The 18,330-nt window shown below is 32.4% G+C and carries 12 protein-coding genes; 5 read left to right on the top strand and 7 right to left on the bottom strand.

Annotation, left to right across the window (positions count from 1 at the left end; translation table 11 throughout):
- Positions 1-253 precede the first annotated feature (253 nt).
- The gene (locus ACFSSE_RS02690; protein ID WP_379040620.1) at positions 254-2,230 is read left to right on the top strand and encodes an alpha-ketoacid dehydrogenase subunit alpha/beta; all 1,977 of its coding nucleotides are present in this window, start codon (positions 254-256) and stop codon (positions 2,228-2,230) included.
- Between the two features lie 76 nt (positions 2,231-2,306).
- Here ACFSSE_RS02690 and ACFSSE_RS02695 read toward each other — a convergent pair whose 3' ends face one another.
- On the bottom strand, positions 2,307-2,702 hold the full coding sequence (locus ACFSSE_RS02695) for a hypothetical protein (protein ID WP_379040618.1): 396 nt from the start codon (positions 2,700-2,702) through the stop codon (positions 2,307-2,309).
- A gap of 159 nt (positions 2,703-2,861) precedes the next feature.
- Positions 2,862-5,081, bottom strand: coding sequence for an NADP-dependent isocitrate dehydrogenase (locus ACFSSE_RS02700; protein WP_379040616.1), 2,220 nt, complete (start codon positions 5,079-5,081; stop codon positions 2,862-2,864).
- 245 nt (positions 5,082-5,326) lie between these two features.
- On the opposite strand from ACFSSE_RS02700, the gene ACFSSE_RS02705 reads away from it, so the two are divergent.
- Genes ACFSSE_RS02705 through ACFSSE_RS02715 form a run of 3 tightly spaced genes read left to right on the top strand, consistent with a single transcriptional unit; the run spans position 5,327 to position 8,244 of the window.
- The gene (locus ACFSSE_RS02705) at positions 5,327-6,217 is read left to right on the top strand and encodes a mechanosensitive ion channel family protein (protein WP_379040615.1); all 891 of its coding nucleotides are present in this window, start codon (positions 5,327-5,329) and stop codon (positions 6,215-6,217) included.
- Between the two features lie 29 nt (positions 6,218-6,246).
- Positions 6,247-8,043, top strand: coding sequence for an APC family permease (locus ACFSSE_RS02710; RefSeq protein WP_379040614.1), 1,797 nt, complete (start codon positions 6,247-6,249; stop codon positions 8,041-8,043).
- A gap of 3 nt (positions 8,044-8,046) precedes the next feature.
- A complete protein-coding gene (locus ACFSSE_RS02715; RefSeq protein WP_379040613.1) occupies positions 8,047-8,244 on the top strand; it encodes a YwbE family protein in 198 nt (65 codons plus the stop codon).
- Positions 8,245-8,264: 20 nt separating this feature from the next.
- Here the strand turns inward: ACFSSE_RS02715 and ACFSSE_RS02720 are convergent, their stop codons facing one another.
- On the bottom strand, positions 8,265-10,220 hold the full coding sequence (locus ACFSSE_RS02720) for a tetratricopeptide repeat-containing sensor histidine kinase (protein WP_379040611.1): 1,956 nt from the start codon (positions 10,218-10,220) through the stop codon (positions 8,265-8,267).
- A gap of 186 nt (positions 10,221-10,406) precedes the next feature.
- Here ACFSSE_RS02720 and ACFSSE_RS02725 point away from each other — a divergent pair, with 186 nt between their 5' ends.
- Entirely contained in the window at positions 10,407-12,905 is a 2,499-nt protein-coding gene (locus ACFSSE_RS02725) for a M1 family aminopeptidase (protein ID WP_379040610.1), read from the top strand.
- Between the two features lie 64 nt (positions 12,906-12,969).
- Here ACFSSE_RS02725 and ACFSSE_RS02730 read toward each other — a convergent pair whose 3' ends face one another.
- The 4 genes from ACFSSE_RS02730 to ACFSSE_RS02745 all read right to left on the bottom strand — a co-directional run bounded on the left by ACFSSE_RS02730 (position 12,970) and on the right by ACFSSE_RS02745 (position 18,279).
- Positions 12,970-13,521, bottom strand: a complete 552-nt coding sequence (locus ACFSSE_RS02730; protein WP_379040609.1) for a fasciclin domain-containing protein — start codon at positions 13,519-13,521, stop codon at positions 12,970-12,972.
- A 430-nt stretch (positions 13,522-13,951) separates the two neighbouring features.
- Positions 13,952-14,746 (bottom strand): SDR family oxidoreductase, encoded by a 795-nt coding sequence (locus ACFSSE_RS02735; RefSeq protein ID WP_379040607.1) that lies wholly within the window; start codon positions 14,744-14,746, stop codon positions 13,952-13,954.
- Positions 14,730-15,875: a radical SAM family heme chaperone HemW gene (gene hemW / locus ACFSSE_RS02740; protein ID WP_379040606.1), complete on the bottom strand. Its 1,146-nt coding sequence runs from the start codon at positions 15,873-15,875 to the stop codon at positions 14,730-14,732. Before hemW ends, ACFSSE_RS02735 begins: the two co-directional genes overlap by 17 nt.
- A gap of 244 nt (positions 15,876-16,119) precedes the next feature.
- Positions 16,120-18,279, bottom strand: a complete 2,160-nt coding sequence (locus tag ACFSSE_RS02745; protein ID WP_379040605.1) for a peptidase domain-containing ABC transporter — start codon at positions 18,277-18,279, stop codon at positions 16,120-16,122.
- Positions 18,280-18,330 lie beyond the last annotated feature (51 nt).

The raw sequence follows: 18,330 nt of genomic DNA on the forward strand, positions 1-18,330 counted from the left end.
TCCCGCAGATTTTTATTCTCTTAAACCTCGAAATTTATTCACAGCCCAAATTTTGTGATCTCAGCGCAAACCTTTGTGCGCTTTGTGGTAAAAAAAATGTTTCCCACAGATTTCGCTAATTAACGCAGATTTTTATTCTCTTAAAACTCTAAATTTCTCATCATACAAAATCTTTGCTGCCTTTGTGCAAACCTCTGTGCGCTTTGTGGTTAAAACATTTTCCTTTAATTATTAAAATGATTAGTTTAGGATTATGGATTTCAACCCTCGCCACCTAAACCACCAACATCTCATTAATATCTATCAACACCTGCTATTTCCAAGGTTAGTAGAAGAAAAAATGTTGATTTTATTGAGGCAAGAAAAAATAGGTAAATGGTTTTCGGGCATTGGGCAAGAAGCCATTGCTATTGGTTGCACTTTAGCTCTAAAAAGCGATGAATATATATTGCCGATGCATCGTAATTTGGGAGTTTTTACTAGCCGAAATATTCCTTTATGGAAATTGATGGCTCAGTGGCAGGGGAAAGCAACAGGATTTACCAAAGGCAGAGATCGATCTTTTCACTTTGGTACGCAAGAACATCACATCATAGGGATGATATCTCACTTAGGGCCACAATTGGCAGTTGCAAATGGGATAGCACTGGCAGATAAATTAGCAAACAAACAAAAAGTAACTTTAGCATTTACGGGTGAAGGTGCTACCAGCGAAGGTGATTTTCATGAAGCTCTAAATGTAGCTGCCGTTTGGGATTTACCCGTTATTTTTGTGATAGAAAACAATGGTTATGCGCTTTCAACACCAACAAAAGAACAGTACCGTTGCGAGAATTTAGTGGATAAAGCTAAAGGCTATGGTATAGAAGGCGTTAAAATTGATGGTAATAATATATTAGAAGTTTACCATACCATAAATTCTTTAGCCAAGGATTTACGTGTAAATCCTCGTCCGGTTTTGGTAGAGTGCGTAACTTTCAGAATGCGGGGACATGAAGAAGCATCAGGTGTAAAATATGTTCCTCAAAATTTATTTGAAGAATGGATGGTAAAAGATCCTCTTAAAAATTACGAAGACTTTTTATTAGAGCAGCAAATACTCACACCAGAAGATATTGATAGCTACCATCAAAAATACAAGCTGCACATTAACCAAGAAGTAGAGAAGGCATTCTTACAACCAGAGCCTGTTGCGAATATGGAGACAGAATTAAATGACATGTATTTTCCATCCCTTGAAAAAGGAGAATTTGAGATTACAGAAACTAAAGAAGGAAGATATATTGATGCCATTTCTTGGTCTTTAGATTTAATGATGCAGAAACACCAAAACCTAGTTTTAATGGGACAAGATATTGCAGAGTATGGTGGTGCTTTTAAAATTACGCAAGGTTTTATAGAGAAATTTGGAAAAGAGCGAGTAAGGAATACACCTATTTGCGAATCGGCAATTGTTGGTGCCAGTTTGGGTTTGGCCATTAATGGATATAAGGCGGTAATGGAAATGCAATTTGCAGATTTTGCAACTTGCGGTTTTAACCAAATAGTAAATAATTTAGCTAAAACACATTACCGTTGGGGTCAAAAAGTTGATGTAGTGATAAGAATGCCAACAGGTGCCGGAACGGGAGCAGGGCCTTTTCATTCGCAAAGTAACGAGGCTTGGTTTACAAAAACACCGGGCTTAAAGGTGGTTTATCCTGCTTTCGCTGATGATGCTTACGGTTTGTTGAACGCTGCAATTGAAGATGGCAATCCAGTTTTATATTTCGAACATAAATATTTGTACCGTAAAAACAATGGGCAAATTCCTGTGGGAGTATATTTTGTACCTATAGGTAAAGCTAAATTAAGAAAAGAAGGCACTCAATTTAGTTTGATTACTTATGGCTTAGGAGTGCATTGGGCATTAGATTTTGCCGAAGAAAACCCAGATATAAGCTTTGATATTTTAGATTTACGTTCTTTACTACCTTGGGATAAAGAAGCTGTTTTTACGTCAGCTAAAAAAACTGGTAGAGTTTTGGTTCTTCATGAAGATACAATCAGTTATGGTATTGGAGCAGAATTAGCTGCAAGTATCACCGAAAATTGTTTCCAATTTTTAGATTCGCCTGTTTTAAGATGTGGTAGTTTAGATACCACCATACCTATGAATAAGAGACTAGAAGTACAGTTTTTGGCCAAAAGTTATTTGAAAGAAAAAATCGACGAACTTTTAAATTATTAATGGCATCTATAATATCCGGTAGCATTTCACTACCGGAATTATCATTTTACAGGCCTAATAAAAGAGAAGCCTTAAACTATTTTTTCTTAGGATAACCTTCTGCGTCTAAATCATCTCTGTCATCTTCTGGTGTATGACTTAACTTTTCATCTCTTTTACTCATTTTTAAATGATCAGCATCAGTAGCATGCATACCTAATTTATTGATATCATCTTTTAAAGAGTGATTTTTATCATATTCATCACCAACATAAGGATTTGCTTCGTCATAATCCGAATTCATGTCCTCTCCATTATCAGCAGCTGTGTCGTAAGGGTCGGCATGTTGGTAATCTGGGTCATCAGACTCAACATCTAATTCATAGCTGTTTTCATCCTCGTTATATTTTAAATTACGAGCTTCATTGTCGGCTAAATTAGATTCTCCGTTTCTTTTAAAACTTTCGTTGCTATTATTGCTTGAATTTTCCATAATAATTTAGTTTTATTAATTATTAAGAAGCTAGAAACATGCCAATAATTTATTAAACCATTATTTATTTGCTAAATAAAACTGAAAAACGAGAAACAAAAAAGCAGCTTAAACCATTGTTTAAACTGCTTAAAATATTATTCAATTAGCTTTATAAAACTACAACGCAGCTAAAGCATTATTAAAAGTAGCGCTTGGGCGCATCGCTTTTGAAGCTAAATCATCATTTGGATGATAGTAACCGCCAATTTCTTGAGCTTTACCTTGCGATTCAATTAACTCACCAGTGATTGTTGTTTCGTTTTCAGCCAATGCTTTTGCCAAAGGCTCAAATCTAGCTCTCAAGTCAGCGTCTTTAGTTTGTGCTGCTAAAGCTTCTGCCCAGTATAAAGCTAAGTAAAAGTGAGAACCACGGTTGTCAATTGTTCCTAATTTCCTACCTGGCGATTTATCTTCTGCTAAGAATTTCGCATTGGCTTCATCTAAAGCATCAGCCAATACTTGTGCTTTACTGTTGTTTTGAGTTTGTGATAAATGCTCTAAAGAAGCCTGTAGTGCTAAAAATTCGCCTAAAGAATCCCAACGTAAATAACCTTCTTTAACAAACTGCTCAACATGTTTAGGGGCTGAACCACCAGCACCAGTTTCAAATAAACCACCTCCATTCATTAAAGGAACAATAGATAACATTTTTGCAGATGTTCCTAATTCTAAAATTGGGAATAAATCTGTTAAATAATCACGTAATACGTTGCCAGTTACAGAGATGGTGTCTTCACCTTTACGGATACGCTCTAAAGTAAATTTAGTAGCTTCAATTGGAGAAAGTATACGGATATCTAACCCTTTGGTGTCAAAGTTTGGCAAATATTTATTTACTTTATTGATGATTTCTCTATCATGCGCTCTATTTTCATCTAACCAAAAAACCGCTGGAGTATTTGATAAACGAGCTCTATTTACAGCTAATTTAACCCAATCCTGAATAGGAGCGTCTTTAACTTGGCACATACGGAAAATATCTCCTTTTTCTACAGTCTGCTCAAAAAATACATTTCCAGCAGCATCGCTTACGCGGATTGTTCCAGCAGCAGATGTTTGGAAAGTTTTATCGTGAGAACCATATTCTTCTGCTTTTTGAGCCATTAAACCAACGTTAGGCACAGAACCCATAGTTGTTGGATTGTAAGCTCCATGTTTTTTACAATCTTCAATAGTAGCTGTATAAATACCAGCATAACATCTATCAGGAATAATTGCTAAAGTATCTTGTGGCTTGCCATCTTTATTCCACATTTGACCAGATGTACGAATCATTGCAGGCATTGAAGCATCAACAATAACATCAGATGGAACATGTAGATTGGTAATTCCTTTATCAGAGTTAACCATTGCAATAGCAGGCCCGTTTGCAATTGCTGCATCTAATGCTGCTTTAACTTCTGCTTCTTGGGCATTACCAGTAATTTTCGCATAAACATCACCTAAACCGTTACTGGTATCAACGCCTAGAGTTTTAAAAAGTTCCGCGTATTTTGCAAAAACATCTGCAAAGTAAACTTCTACAATTGCTCCAAAAATGATAGGGTCAGAAACCTTCATCATGGTAGCTTTTAAGTGTGCAGATAATAATACGCCAGCCGCTTTAGCTTCTTCTATTGCTTCAGCAACAAAAACTTTTAGTTTAGAAATACTTAAAACAGAACTATCAATAATTTCTCCAGCCTTTAAATTAGCTAAGCCTTTTAAAGATGTGATTGCTCCGTTGGCATCTACAAAATCAATTTTAAATTGAGCATCGCTTTCTACAGTTACAGATTTTTCTGAACCATAAAAATCACCTTCGCTCATGCTGGCTACTTTTGTTTTAGAATTTGCAGACCACGCACCCATTGAATGTGGATTGGCTTTTACATAATTCTTAACTGCTTTTGGTGCTCTACGGTCTGAGTTTCCTTCACGTAAAACAGGGTTTACAGCAGAACCTAATACTTTTGAATATTTTAATTTAATGGTTTTTTCTTCATCTGTTTTTGCGTCTTCTGGGTAGTTTGGCAATGCAAAACCTTGAGATTGTAACTCTGCAATAACTTCTTTTAACTGCGGAATAGAAGCAGAAACGTTAGGTAATTTAATAATATTAGCCTCTGGTGTTGTTGCCAAAGTTCCTAACTCCGTCAATGCATCTCCAATTTTTTGATCATCTTTCAAAAACTCAGGGAAGTTTGCTAAAATTCTTCCTGCTAAAGAGATATCTCTTGTTTCTACATCAATACCTGCTGATGCTGTAAAGGCTTGTACAATAGGTAAAAATGAATAAGTAGCCAACAATGGAGCCTCGTCTGTTTTTGTATAAATAATTTTTGATGAGTTTGACATGTGTTTTATTTTATGATGATTAAACTTTGATGTTCTTTTAAAATAAAAGAACTGATTTGTTAAATTGCACAAAGTTAAAAGAATGCATGGAATTTATTGATATTATAAAGTTTTTTAATAATAGTATAGCTCCGTTCAATGAAAAACACAAGCAAAATTAGGATTATCTCTTTTTTAGCCCAATATTTGAAAGGGATAAGCTTCTAGCGCTTTTTTTAAGTTCAATCCATACATAAATTTTTAAGATGAACAATTTTGTGAATGAATTTTCTGGGGCAATTAATCATTATTGGACTTCTTTTATTCTCTCTTTACCTAAGCTAATTACTGCAATTGTAATTATTGTTTTAGGGATTTTAATTAGCAATTTAATTGCAGGTATAATTAGAACAAAATTAGTTAAAAATGCTAAAGACCCACTTACAGCAAGATTTTTAACTAAAGCAATCAAAATGATTTTCATAGTTTTTATTATTATGATTGCTTTATATGCTGGAGGATTAGGTGATATTGCTGGTGGAATATTAGCTGCCGCTGGTGCATCGGCAGTAGTTTTAGGTTTCGCATTTAAAGATATTGGCGAAAACTTTATAGCTGGGTTTATATTAGCTTTTAGTCGCCCATTTAATGTTAATGACACCATTATGATTAACGATGTTTTTGGCAAGGTTAAAGCTTTAGAACTTCGATATACAAAAATTAAAACGTTTGATGGTAAAGATGTTTATATACCTAACGCCGACGTTTTAACTAAACCCGTTACAAATTATACAGAAGATGGTTTTTTTAGATTAGAATTTATTGTTGGTATAGCGTATGAAGACGATATTGACCAAGCAAAAAAAGAAATTATACAAATTTTAAACCATCATCCTGATTTAATTACAGATGAAGAACATGAAAATTTTGTGGTAGAAAATGAACTTGCAACAAGTACAGTAAATTTAAAAGTGTTATTTTGGGTCGATACAAAAGATTTTAGAAGATCGGCGCTGGTTACAAGGGGAGAGCTAATTAACAAGGTTAAAGTAGAGTTAATTAAAAAAGGATTTAGCCTACCATCTGATGTTCATGAGCTTAAGCTTTACGGTAGTCAACAAGAAATTCCTGTAGTAATTAGACATTCAGACAAATAATTATAAGAAATAAGCAGTCATATCAGTTTATGAGAGAAGAAAAAAAACTTGGAGAATTGGCGTCAACCTCTATTTGCGGGAATGATATCAGTTCTTCGGTACTTTATGTATCTGCTTTAGCAATAAGCTTTGCAGGCCAGTATGCTTGGATTACACTTTTAATAGTGGCTTTAGTGTTATTTACTTTCCGCAAAATTTACGGCGAAGTGGTAGGTGCTTTACCTTTAAACGGAGGAGCTTATAATGCATTATTAAATACAACAAGTAAGTCAATGGCATCTATGGCGGCGTGTTTAACATTGCTTTCTTATATGGCAACTGCGGTAATATCTGCAAACGAGGCTATGCATTACTTGCATCATTTAATTCCAAACCTGCCAATAATTATTGCAACCATTGGCATACTAGCTATTTTTGCATTTCTTACCGTTTCCGGGATAACAGAATCTGCAAAGGTTGCTATAGGGATTTTCATCTTTCATTTAACAACCATGGTTGTTTTGGTTGGTTCTATAATTATTTTTCTTTTTCAAAACGGAACAGCTAATTTAATTGATAATTGGAACAGACCCTTAACTTTCGGAAGTATTGGCATGGCCATATTTTTCGGTTTTGCAGCCTCAATGTTGGGTATTTCTGGTTTTGAAAGTTCTGCCAATTTTGTTGAAGAGCAAAAAAAAGGTGTTTTCCCAAAGACTTTAAAAAATATGTGGATTGTGGTGAGCGTTTTAAATCCGTTAATCGCTTTTTTGGCCATTTGCGTTTTACCAATTCCAGAAATTAAATTACACAGTAACGCACTTTTATCTCATATTGGCGCAATAAGTTCTGGAGATTGGTTGGCTATTATTATTTCAGTTGATGCTGTTCTAGTGTTGTGTGGAGCAGTTTTAACCTCCTTTGTTGGTGTTTCTGGTTTGTTAGAGCGTATTACTTTAGATAGAATTATGCCTAACTTCTTTTTGAAGAAAAACAAAAAAGGAAGCTCTTACCGTATCATTATTTTATTCTTTTTGTTAAGTGTTTCTGTTCTACTCATCACCAAAGGAGAGGTTACTCTACTAGCGGGTGTTTATACTTTATCATTTTTATCAGTTATGGCGTTATTTGTAATTGGGAATATGCTATTAAAAATGAAGAGGAAAAGATTGCCAAGGCCTGAAAAAGCAAAGTGGACAGCTTTAATATTTGCGCTTTCGGCAGTAATTTGTGCAATTATTGGTAATATATTAATAGTTCCGGAAGACCCAACGCAGCCAAGAAATATTGTGGTATTTTTAGAATATTTTATACCTACAACTTTGTTTTTAGTGGTAATGCTTAACAGAACCGCTTTGCTAAAATTCTTAATTAATTTAATTCAATACTTTTTTGCACCTATTAGAAGATGGTCAGAAAATAGCGATTTAGAAATTCCTTTAAGGAAAGCTGTTCTGGTAATTAGCAAGTCTTTAAATAATAATATTCATAGAATTCGCGACCAAGAATTTGTGTTTTTTACCAAAGGAGATAACGTTGCCAACCTTAACCATGTAATGACTTACATAAGAAACAATGAACATACTAAGCGTATTAAAATTGTAACTGTGTTAAGAGAAGGGGAAGAAGTGGTAGAAAATCTAGAATCAGATATTAATGTATTGGACAGAATGTACCCTGAAATTGATATTGAGTTTATACAGATGATTGCTAAATTTGGACCCGAATTAATAAGAGAGCTTTCAGAAAAATGGGATATACCAGCCAATTTTATGTTTGTAGGTTCTCCAGGGGATAGATTTCCTTATAGAATTGAAGAGTTAGGTGGTGTAAGATTAATTATTTGATAAATGGATGGAACTATAAGAGCAAATATAAAACCGGGAATGCTGGTTTACATTGTGTTAAAGAAAGATCAACGAACTGGAGAATTAACCGAAGGTATTGTAAAACGGTTATTAACTAGTGCACCAAAACACCATAGAGGAATTAAAGTAATGCTTGATGATGGCCAAGTTGGGCGTGTACAAGAGATAATTGAAGAATAAAATTTGTATTAAGCAATTATTTATCCTTTTTTGCTGGTAAAGCAAATTTTGCATCCACCAGAAATAATGTTTTCTGCCCAAATTTCGCCACCATTAGTTTCTACAAATTCTTTGCAAAGTGTTAAACCTAAGCCTGTTCCTTGCTCGTTATTAGTGCCTTTTTTACTGGTACTTTCTGGCAAGAAAATAGTTTCTAATTTATCTTCATCAATCCCAATACCGCTATCTTTTACACAAAATTTGATATAATCTTTTTGATGTAAAGAAGCTGTAATTTCAATTATCCCATTATTTGGAGTATATTTTATAGCATTAGCAATCAAATTTCTTATGATAAACAAAAAATGATTTTCATCCATGTAAACATGAATCTGAGGCTCTACTTTGTTTAAAAGTTCAATGTTTTTCGTCTTAAGTTGTTCGTGGTAAAATGATATGGTTTTCTCAAAATTATTTAATGGGTTAATCTGCTTTTTTTCTAAATGAGTACCTTTTATTTGTGCATGTCCCCACATCAATAAATCATCTAATGTAATAAGTGCTGCGTTAGATTGGTTTATTACCTTATCCAAATATTCTCCCTCTTCTTCCTTAGTTAAATCTCCAGATTTTAATAAACCTAATACACCTAAAGTACTGCTATAAGCACTCCTTAAATCATGTCCTATTATTGAAAATAATTTGTTTTTGTTGTTGTTGCTGTTTATTAGTTTAGTTTTATTTTTATTTAGTTTTTCGTTTAATTTTTTAATTCTTAGCAATAAGAAACCAGATATTATTAAAAGTGTTACTAAAAGTAATAAACCAGCAAGAATAATATTTCTTTGTTTTTTTGTTTCAAAAAGTAAATCAATTGTTGATTTCATTTCTCTTTGAGTTTTATAAAGATCTAATTCAATAGCAGCTTCTGCAAGCGCCTTATTTTTATCTTGTTTATTTAGTTTAGATTTTAAACTACTTAGTGCTTCTAAATGTTGTGTAGCTAATTTATAATTGCCTTGTGATTTGGCAATTTCAATCATCATGTTTTGTATTTCAATTTGGGCACTTTCTAATTCAATTTTTTCTGCATCTTTTAATAATTGTTTAGCAAATTTATAAGCATCATCAGCATTGTTTTGAATAAAAAATAGGAGGGGTATGTTAATGGCTATTTTAATTTTATTTTCTATTAACCCATGTTTCTCAGCTAAAATAACACCTTTATTAAAATTAGATAAAGCAGTTTTATAATCACCTTTTTCTTTATAAACCAACCCAGTATTTTGAAGTGCCAAAATCTGATCAATTACATTTTTAGTTTTAATACTGTATTGATAGCTTTCATTGAAAATATGAAGTGCAGTATCTAAATTTCCTGACATGGCAAAAATAATACCTTTGTTTGCCAAAGCATCGGGCACCAAATACTTGGTTTTTAAGTCTTTGTTTAAAGAATCTATCTTATCATAAAAAACTAAAGATTCCTTAGGTTTATTTTGACTAATACGCAAACTGCCTAATTTAAAATAAGAAGAAATTAACCCTTCAAAATATCCTATTTTATCTGCTAATAATGCTGCCTTTAATAAATAGGTTTCTGATTTTTCAGCATCTCCTTTACGGCCATAATATGCGCCAACTGCATTTAAAACCTTTACTGTATATGTTTTATTACTTACACTTTCTGCGTGTTGTAATGCTTCTAAATAATATTTAATACTTAGTTGATAGAAACCATATTTGCTCAATAAAAAGCCAACATCAGCTTTTATTTTATATAAACCATATTGGTTGTTTTCTGCTAAAAATTCAGCAGAAAATTGATTAGCCATTTGCACCAAACTATCAACGTTTTTTGCGTCAATTTTATCTAATTTGCTTAAGTAGTTTTCAATTTTTACAGAATCTGGATTAGCTGCATAAGTTGTGATTGCGCTAAACAACAAAAATGAGCAGCTTAAATATTTTAGGTAATGGAATAATAAATTCAACATCTGTTTTTCGATCTATTGGGATTGTTAAAAATATGCAAAAACATTAATATCGATAAAAAAACATGAAAAAAGCACTAAATTTTTATTAGTAAAGAATTTTAATTTAATTACTTGTTTTTTATTAACATTTCTTTAACTTATTATATTTGCTAAATAGCTTATAATTAATCACGTTAAACTGTAAATATGTACAATTCAAAATTTATAATAAGTTCAATTCTTTTTATTTTAAGTTTTTCTGTTTATGCACAAGAAAATCAGAACTCTAAAAACAGCATGCTTTACAGGGCATCAATAACTAAAATTAATGAATTAGTAAATACCAAACTTGATGTAAGGTTTGATTATGCTAAAGCTTATTTATACGGGAAAGCTTGGCTTACCATAAAACCATATTTCTACAATACAGATTCTTTAACATTAGATGCCAAAGGGATGGATATAAAAAATGTATCTATTGTAAATGGTAATATCTTAAGTCCATTAAAATTTAGTTACGATAGTTTACAGCTTAAAATAAAATTAGGTAAAACTTATAAAGCATCAGAAAATTATACAGTTTATATTGCTTATACGGCAAAGCCAAATGAGTTTAAAGTTAATGGAAGTGCTGCAATTACTGATGCCAAAGGATTATATTTTATTAATCCGGATAGTACAACAAAAGGAAAGCCAGTACAAATTTGGACACAAGGAGAAACCGAAGGTTCATCAGTTTGGTTTCCAACAATTGATAGCCCCAACCAAAAAACTACGCAAGAAATTAGCATAACTGTTCCGTCTAAATATGTTACACTTTCTAATGGAGCTTTAATTTCTCAAAAAGCGAATCCGAATGGTACTCGTACCGATACTTGGAAAATGGATAAACCACATTCGCCTTATTTATTTATGATGGCTGTTGGCGACTTTAAAATTTATAGAGACAAGTATAAAGATATTCCCGTTGATTATTACTTAGAACCCGCTTACGCTCCTCATGCAAAAGATATTTTTGGTAAAACTCCAGAAATGATGGCTTTCTTTTCTAAAAAATTAGGTATCGAGTATCCTTGGAATAAATATGCACAAATTGTAGTTAGAGATTTTGTAAGTGGTGCAATGGAAAACACCACTGCAACAGTACATGGCGATTATGTGCAGCAAACCAAAAGAGAACTTTTAGATGGCAGTGCAGGCGAAGAAACTATCGCTCACGAGATTTTTCACCAATGGTTTGGAAACTATGTTACTGCAGAAAGTTGGAGTAATTTATCTGTTAATGAGTCTTTTGCAGATTTAAGCGAAACCCTTTGGGCAGAGTATAGCGGAGGGAAAGATGCTGGTGATGCGCATAATTATGAATCTATGCAGGCTTATTTAAGTACTCCAAACGCGAATGAAAAAAAGTTAATAAGGTTTAATTACGAGGATAAAGAAGATATGTTTGATGTGGTTACCTATCAAAAAGGTGGTCGTATTTTAAACATGTTGAGAAATTATTTAGGCGAAGATGCTTTTTATAAAAGTTTAAATTTATACCTAAAAAATAATGCTTACCGTAATGGCGAGGCACATCAATTACGTTTGGCATTTGAGCAAGTAACTGGGCAAGATTTAAATTGGTTTTTTAATCAATGGTTTTACAGAGCGGGGCATCCAGAGTTAAAAATAACTTATCAGTGGAATGATGCTACAAAAACTCAAACTATTTATTTAAACCAAACTCAAAATGAGGATGCGTTTATATTACCAATGAAGATTGATACTTATGTTGGAGGGAAAAAAATAATACAAAACTACTGGTTTACTTCAAAATCAGATTCAATAAAAGTGAATTATGCTGCTAAACCAGATTTAATAAATGTTGATGCTGATAAAATTTTGTTAGTTCAAAAAACCGATGATAAAACAATGGAAGAATATGCTTTTCAGTATAAAAATTCACCTCTTTATGTTGATAGGTTAGAGGCAGTTAATGCAGCAAGTAAAAAATTGGATTCGGAAAAAAGTATTGAAATTTTGATTGCAGCATTAAAAGATCCTTATTTTGATTTAAGAATAAAAGCCATTGATAACCTTAAATTAGACGAAGTTGAAGTTAAAGCCAAAGTTTTAAATACCATTATAAGCATAGCCAAAACAGATGTTAGTACTCTAACAAAAGCCGCAGCAATTGATGCATTAGGAACATTGCAAGACAGTACCTATTTGCCATTATTTAAGGATGCAATAAAAAGTCAATCTTACGCTGTACAAGCTTCTGCTTTAAATGCGATGGGAGCATTAAATATAGATGAGGCTACCAAAATTGCTAAAAATTTAGAAAAAGATAGTAAGGGACCATTAGTTGCAGCAATTGTAAATGTTTATACTGTTACAGGTTCTGATGCTGAGTTTTCTTTTGTTGCAAATGCTTTTGAGCAAGCAGGGGCACAAAGCAAATTTCAATTAACGCCTGGTTTTGTTGGTATATTAATGAATGTTAAGCAAACAGAAAATTTGAAAATTGGTTTAGCTAAGCTTACAAATTTAGCCAAGCAATACAAAAAATACGGTGCAGATGAATTTGTAAATAGCATGTTGGCTAATTTAATAAACAGTCAAAAAAATTATTTAGATATGGCAACGGAAGGTGAAAAACTAAAGATAAGGTCTCAAATTGCTGAAACAGAAAAAACAATTGCAACCATAAATAGTTTGTAAACAAAAAAAGCTGCCCAAAGGCAGCTTTTTTTCTATTAAATCAATCACTAAATCAAACAACTCACTATTTAGGTGTAACCACACTATCAATTACGTGTATAACACCATTTTTTTGGTTAACATCTGCAATGGTAACATAAGCAGTTCCACCGTTTTCGTCCCAAAGTTTTACTTTTCCATCATCAACAGAAGCGTACAATTTACCGCCTTGTACAGTAGTAAAGGTTGCTTTTCCATCGCCTTTTTTAATAGCAGCCATTACATCTGCAGCACTAAATCTGCCCGCTAAAACATGGTAAGTTAAAATTTTAGTAAGCGTAGCTTTGTTTTCTGGTTTTACTAAAGTTGCAACAGTACCTTCTGGTAATTTATCAAATGCGGCATTTGTAGGTGCAAATACAGTAAAAGGACCAGCACTTTTTAAAGTTTCTACTAAACCAGCAGCTTTAACGGCGGCTACTAAGGTTGTATGATCTTTTGAATTTACTGCATTATCTACAATATCTTTTGTGTTATACATTGCTGCACCACCCACCATTGGGTTTTTTTGTGCGTAAGTTTCAGAAGCACAAGCCATAGCTAATAAGGCAAATGCGGTTACAAATAATTTTTTCATTTTTAGTTTTTCTTTTGTTTGTTCTGATTAACGCATGAAACAATAAAACGGTTTTTTAAAAATTGAAATATATTTGTATGGTAATATGCTTTAATGTTAAGTATTTGAAAAATAGAATTTTATAATGTTAATTAAAATGTAACAATAAGATGAAATGAGGATAATAAATCTTATATGTCATGAGATTTGAACCAAGAGTTCTTGGTTGAATTGGCAAATAATATAGTTTTTTCAATCTTTTAAAAGGCAAAAAATTTGGGTTTTTAGCCAAAAAGATGATTGAGAAAATAAGAAGATTTTTTGTTGAATCTTAGAAAGCTGTATGATAAAAGTCTTAAAATATCATCAACATTAAACTAACTCTAACATTTAAAAAAACAAAGGCTAATGAACTAACTAATAAATTCAACAATACTAATGAACTAAAAGTCTAAACAACCTTCCTTTTCCTAATCATTTTAGAAAAATATTTCGGAAAAAATCTTTTAAGGTAAACCCCATAAGTTTCTTTACTACCAATTAAAACCTCTTCTTTATCTTTTTCAATAGCTTTTAAAATCTGTAAGGCACAATCATAGGAACTCATTCCGTTTTCTTGATTGTCATCCATAACATTGTATTTCTCGCCATTAGCGGTAACAGAATTTAGGGTAACATTTGTTTTAATAAAACCAGGGCAAATAATATTTATAGAAATGCCTTTATCATAAACTTCGCAACGTAAACTATCAAAATAACCTTGTAAAGCATGTTTAGATGCAGAATAAGTACTGCGGAATTGGGTGCCAAATTTACCAACAACAGAACTTATTACTACTAAGTTTCCTTTTCCTTGAGCTATCATTTTTGGAAGTAAAGCTTTGCTTAAATTTACAGTCCCCCAAAAATTAATGTTCATTATTTTTTGTTCAACTTCAGGTTCAGTTTCTAAAACACTTCCTCTTTGACTAATTCCACCAGCATTAATTAATATATCAATAGTTCCGTAAATTTTCCAAGCGGCAGCAGCTTTGGCAAAAAGCAAATCTGTTTGTTCTAAATCTAAAGGTAAAACATGCACATCCAAAGGGTTTTTCCTACATTTTTGTTTTACTTTGTAAAGTGCATCAGCTCTTCTTGATGATACAATTAGCTTTGCACCTTGTTCATTTAATTGATAAACTAAAGCTTCGCCAATGCCAGATGAAGCACCAGTAATCCAAACAATTTTATTTTTGAAATTCATTTTCTGTTAAAAATAGTTCTGATGCAATTAAATCTGCATACAATTTTCCTTCTTTGGTTAAAACTAACTTTTCATTATTTAACTGCAACCAATTTTTTGCTAAATATTCATCGGCAAAGGTCAATAATTTTGTGTTTATTTCGCACCCGAAATCGGTATTTACTTTAATCAAATCAATACCCCATTGTGTTCTAAGGCTGGTCATTATATATTCGTTAAACTTGTTTTCTAAGGTCAAAACCTCTAAATCAAAAGGTATTTTACCTAATTCTAATTGGGCATTGTATTTAGCGTTATTGGTAATATTCCACTGCCTAGTTTCACCGTTAAAAGAATGTGCCGATGGACCAACACCCAAATAATTTACGCCACGCCAATAGTTGGTATTGTGTTTAGAATATTTATTAGGCTTAGCAAAATTAGAAATCTCGTAATGTTCAAAACCTTCTTCTGTTAGTTTTTCAATTAAATACTGAAACTGAGCAGCACTTTGTACCTCATCCATAGGTTTTTGTTTTCCATTATTTATAAAACTAGCCAAAGCGGTTTTGGGCTCAACCGTCATCCCGTAAGAAGATAAATGTACAATATCAAAATCTACAGCTTTTTGAATATTGGTTTGCCATTTTAAATCACTGAGTAGGGGATAACCGTAAATTAAATCAATGGTAATATTTTCTAAACCAAAATCTTGAGCTCTTTTTATAGCACTTTCAGCTTCGTAAGCTCGGTGGGCTCGGTTCATCCATTTTAAATCTTCATCATAAAAAGATTGTACACCAATGCTTAACCTATTTACAGCAGTATTTCTTACATCTTTAAGTTTTTCTATTCCTAAATCGTCTGGGTTTGCCTCCAAAGTAATTTCCGGATCATTTATAACCTCAAAATTTTCTTGAATAGTTTGAATTAATTTAGAAATCTCATCAGCACTTAGCAAAGAAGGCGTACCACCGCCAAAATAAATGGTTTCTACCTTTTGATTTTCTAAGTAAGTTTTTTGAAGCTTTATTTCTTTATGAATTGCATGTAGCATTTCATCTTTATACTTAGCAGATGTACTAAAATGAAAGTCGCAATAATGGCAAGCCTGTTTGCAAAAAGGAATGTGAATATAAATACCTGCCATATGGCAAAAGTAAGTAAATGCTGATGGATATTGGGTTAAACTAACGTCAATTATAATAAAAGCGTTTCAAAACCAAAAAGGTAAATTCCTAAAAATGGATACTTTTTGCTTTAGGTAATATTTTTTATAAAAAAAAGAAGAGAAAACAATGATGTTGTAAAGCAAAAATAAACCGGTGATGATGATGACTGAATTTTCCATGGGTTAAATTTTTTTATTAGTTAAAGATATAATTTTTTGATGATTAAACAGCCATTTGCAAAGGAAATGCCTGTTTCCATAAATTAAAATAATAATGTTCTTTATCTATTAATTCGTGGTGGACTCCTTCCTCAACAACTTTCCCTTGGTCTAAAACTATAATTTTATCGGCTTGGTAAATAGTACTTAAACGGTGCGCAATTACAATGATGGTTTTATCTGTTTCTTTTAAAAAATTAATGGTTTCTTGCACATAATGTTCTGCCTTGGCATCTAAAGACGAGGTAGCTTCATCTAATATTAAAATCTCAGGCTTGCGGTATAAAGCTCTAGCAATAGCTATCCTTTGTTTTTGTCCGCCAGATAATGTTGCACCGTTTTCTCCTAAATAAGTTTGGAAACCCTTAGGTAAACTTTCTATAAAATCTAAAATACCTAGACGAGTGCATATAGTAATAATATGCTGCATATCCGGCTCATCATCACCAATGGCAATATTATCAATTACATGGCCTGCAAACAAGTCAATAGTTTGTGGCACAACAGAAACTAAGCCTCTCAAAGAAGAATTTTTGATGTATTTAATATCGTAATCACCAATGCTGATTTTACCTTTTTGTATAGGATAAATGTTTTGTAATAAAGCCATTAAAGTGCTTTTTCCAGATCCGCTCTCACCAACAATGGCAGTAAACTTTCCTTTTTGGATACTCAAATTCAAATCATCAAAAACTTGCACCCTAGTTCCATACCTAAAAGATACATTTTGGAATTGGATAGTTCCAATTTGTGTTTCCGTAAGCTCAATTTGATTTTCTTGATTTTCTTGTTCTAAATCCATTATTTCAAACAGTCTGTCGGCTGCAATTACAGCATCTTGTACCGTTTTATTCATACCTATCAATCCTGCAACAGGGCTTGTAAAATATCCTACCAAAGCATAAAAAGAAAGTAATTCGCCTGGTGTTATTTCATTATCTAAAACAAAACCAGCACCAACCCACAGTAAAATAATAATTATGATTCTGGATATAAATTCTGACGATGTGCCAGAAAAAACCGCATTCATACTTGAGGTATAAATTGAATCTAACAATTTTATAAAACGGGTCTCTGTTTTTTCATTAGCAAAGTCCTCTAAACCAAATCTTTTTATGGTACCCATGGCATTTAAGCTTTCTACCAATTGAGATTCTAACTCGGCGCTATCTTCCATTAATTTACGCTGTACTTTTTTATTAAGTTTATTAGTAACCCAATAAATAAAACCATACAACGGTATAACCACAATTAATAACAAAGCTAGTTTCCAATAGTAGGTAAACATTAAAGCGAAAGAGAAAAACAGAATGAAAATATTAAGCAAAAAATTAATGCTAACATCATTTAAAAAAGCTCTAATCTTTACAGCATCATTAATTCTAGATATAATTTCACCCACTCGCATGGTATCAAAAAATTGTTGCGGTAATTTTAATAAATGCTTATAATATCCTAAAATAATGTTTGCATCTATCATTTGGCCAGTTTTGATAGTAAATATGGTTTTCATAGTACCTATAAATAGTTGTACAAAAAGCAAAACTATCATAATAGTTCCCATCAGGTTTAATAGGTTCCTATTTCCGTCAACCAAAACAAAATCAACTATTTTTTGAACAAAAATAGAGGTGGATAAACCTAAAATAGTATAAACTATTGCTCCAAAAATAGCTTGTATCAAAATGCTTTTATGAGGCTTTATTAAACTCCAAAATCTGGCATTAATTGAAACTTTCTCATTTCCCATTTTAAAACCATCATCTGGCATTAAAAGAATTAAAACACCCGTCCACTCTTTTTTAAACTCTTCATGGCTTTTTTTATGGATTTGCCCATCTCCTGGGTCCATAATTTCAACAAAACTTTTTGTGATTTTATAAATCACCACATAATGTTGTAAAACCTCTTTAACTATAACATGAGCAATGGCAGGTAAAGGGATTTTAAACAAACTCTCAAAAGGTCCTTTTACTCCCTTTGCATCAAAACCTATTTTTTGTGCAGCCTCAATCATTCCTAAAACATTAGTGCCTTTCTTATCGGTACCTGCCATTTGGCGGATACGAGCTACAGGAAGGTTAAGTTTGTAATGCGATGCAATAGAAGCTAAACATGCTGCGCCACAATCTGTAATGTCTCTTTGTTTTATTTTGATGTTCATTCTGTTATATAAGGTATGAGGTTTAAGGTAGAGGGTTTAAGGTAAAATGAA

The organism is Pedobacter alpinus (genome assembly GCF_042684645.1).
GTDB lineage: Bacteria > Bacteroidota > Bacteroidia > Sphingobacteriales > Sphingobacteriaceae > Pseudopedobacter > Pseudopedobacter alpinus.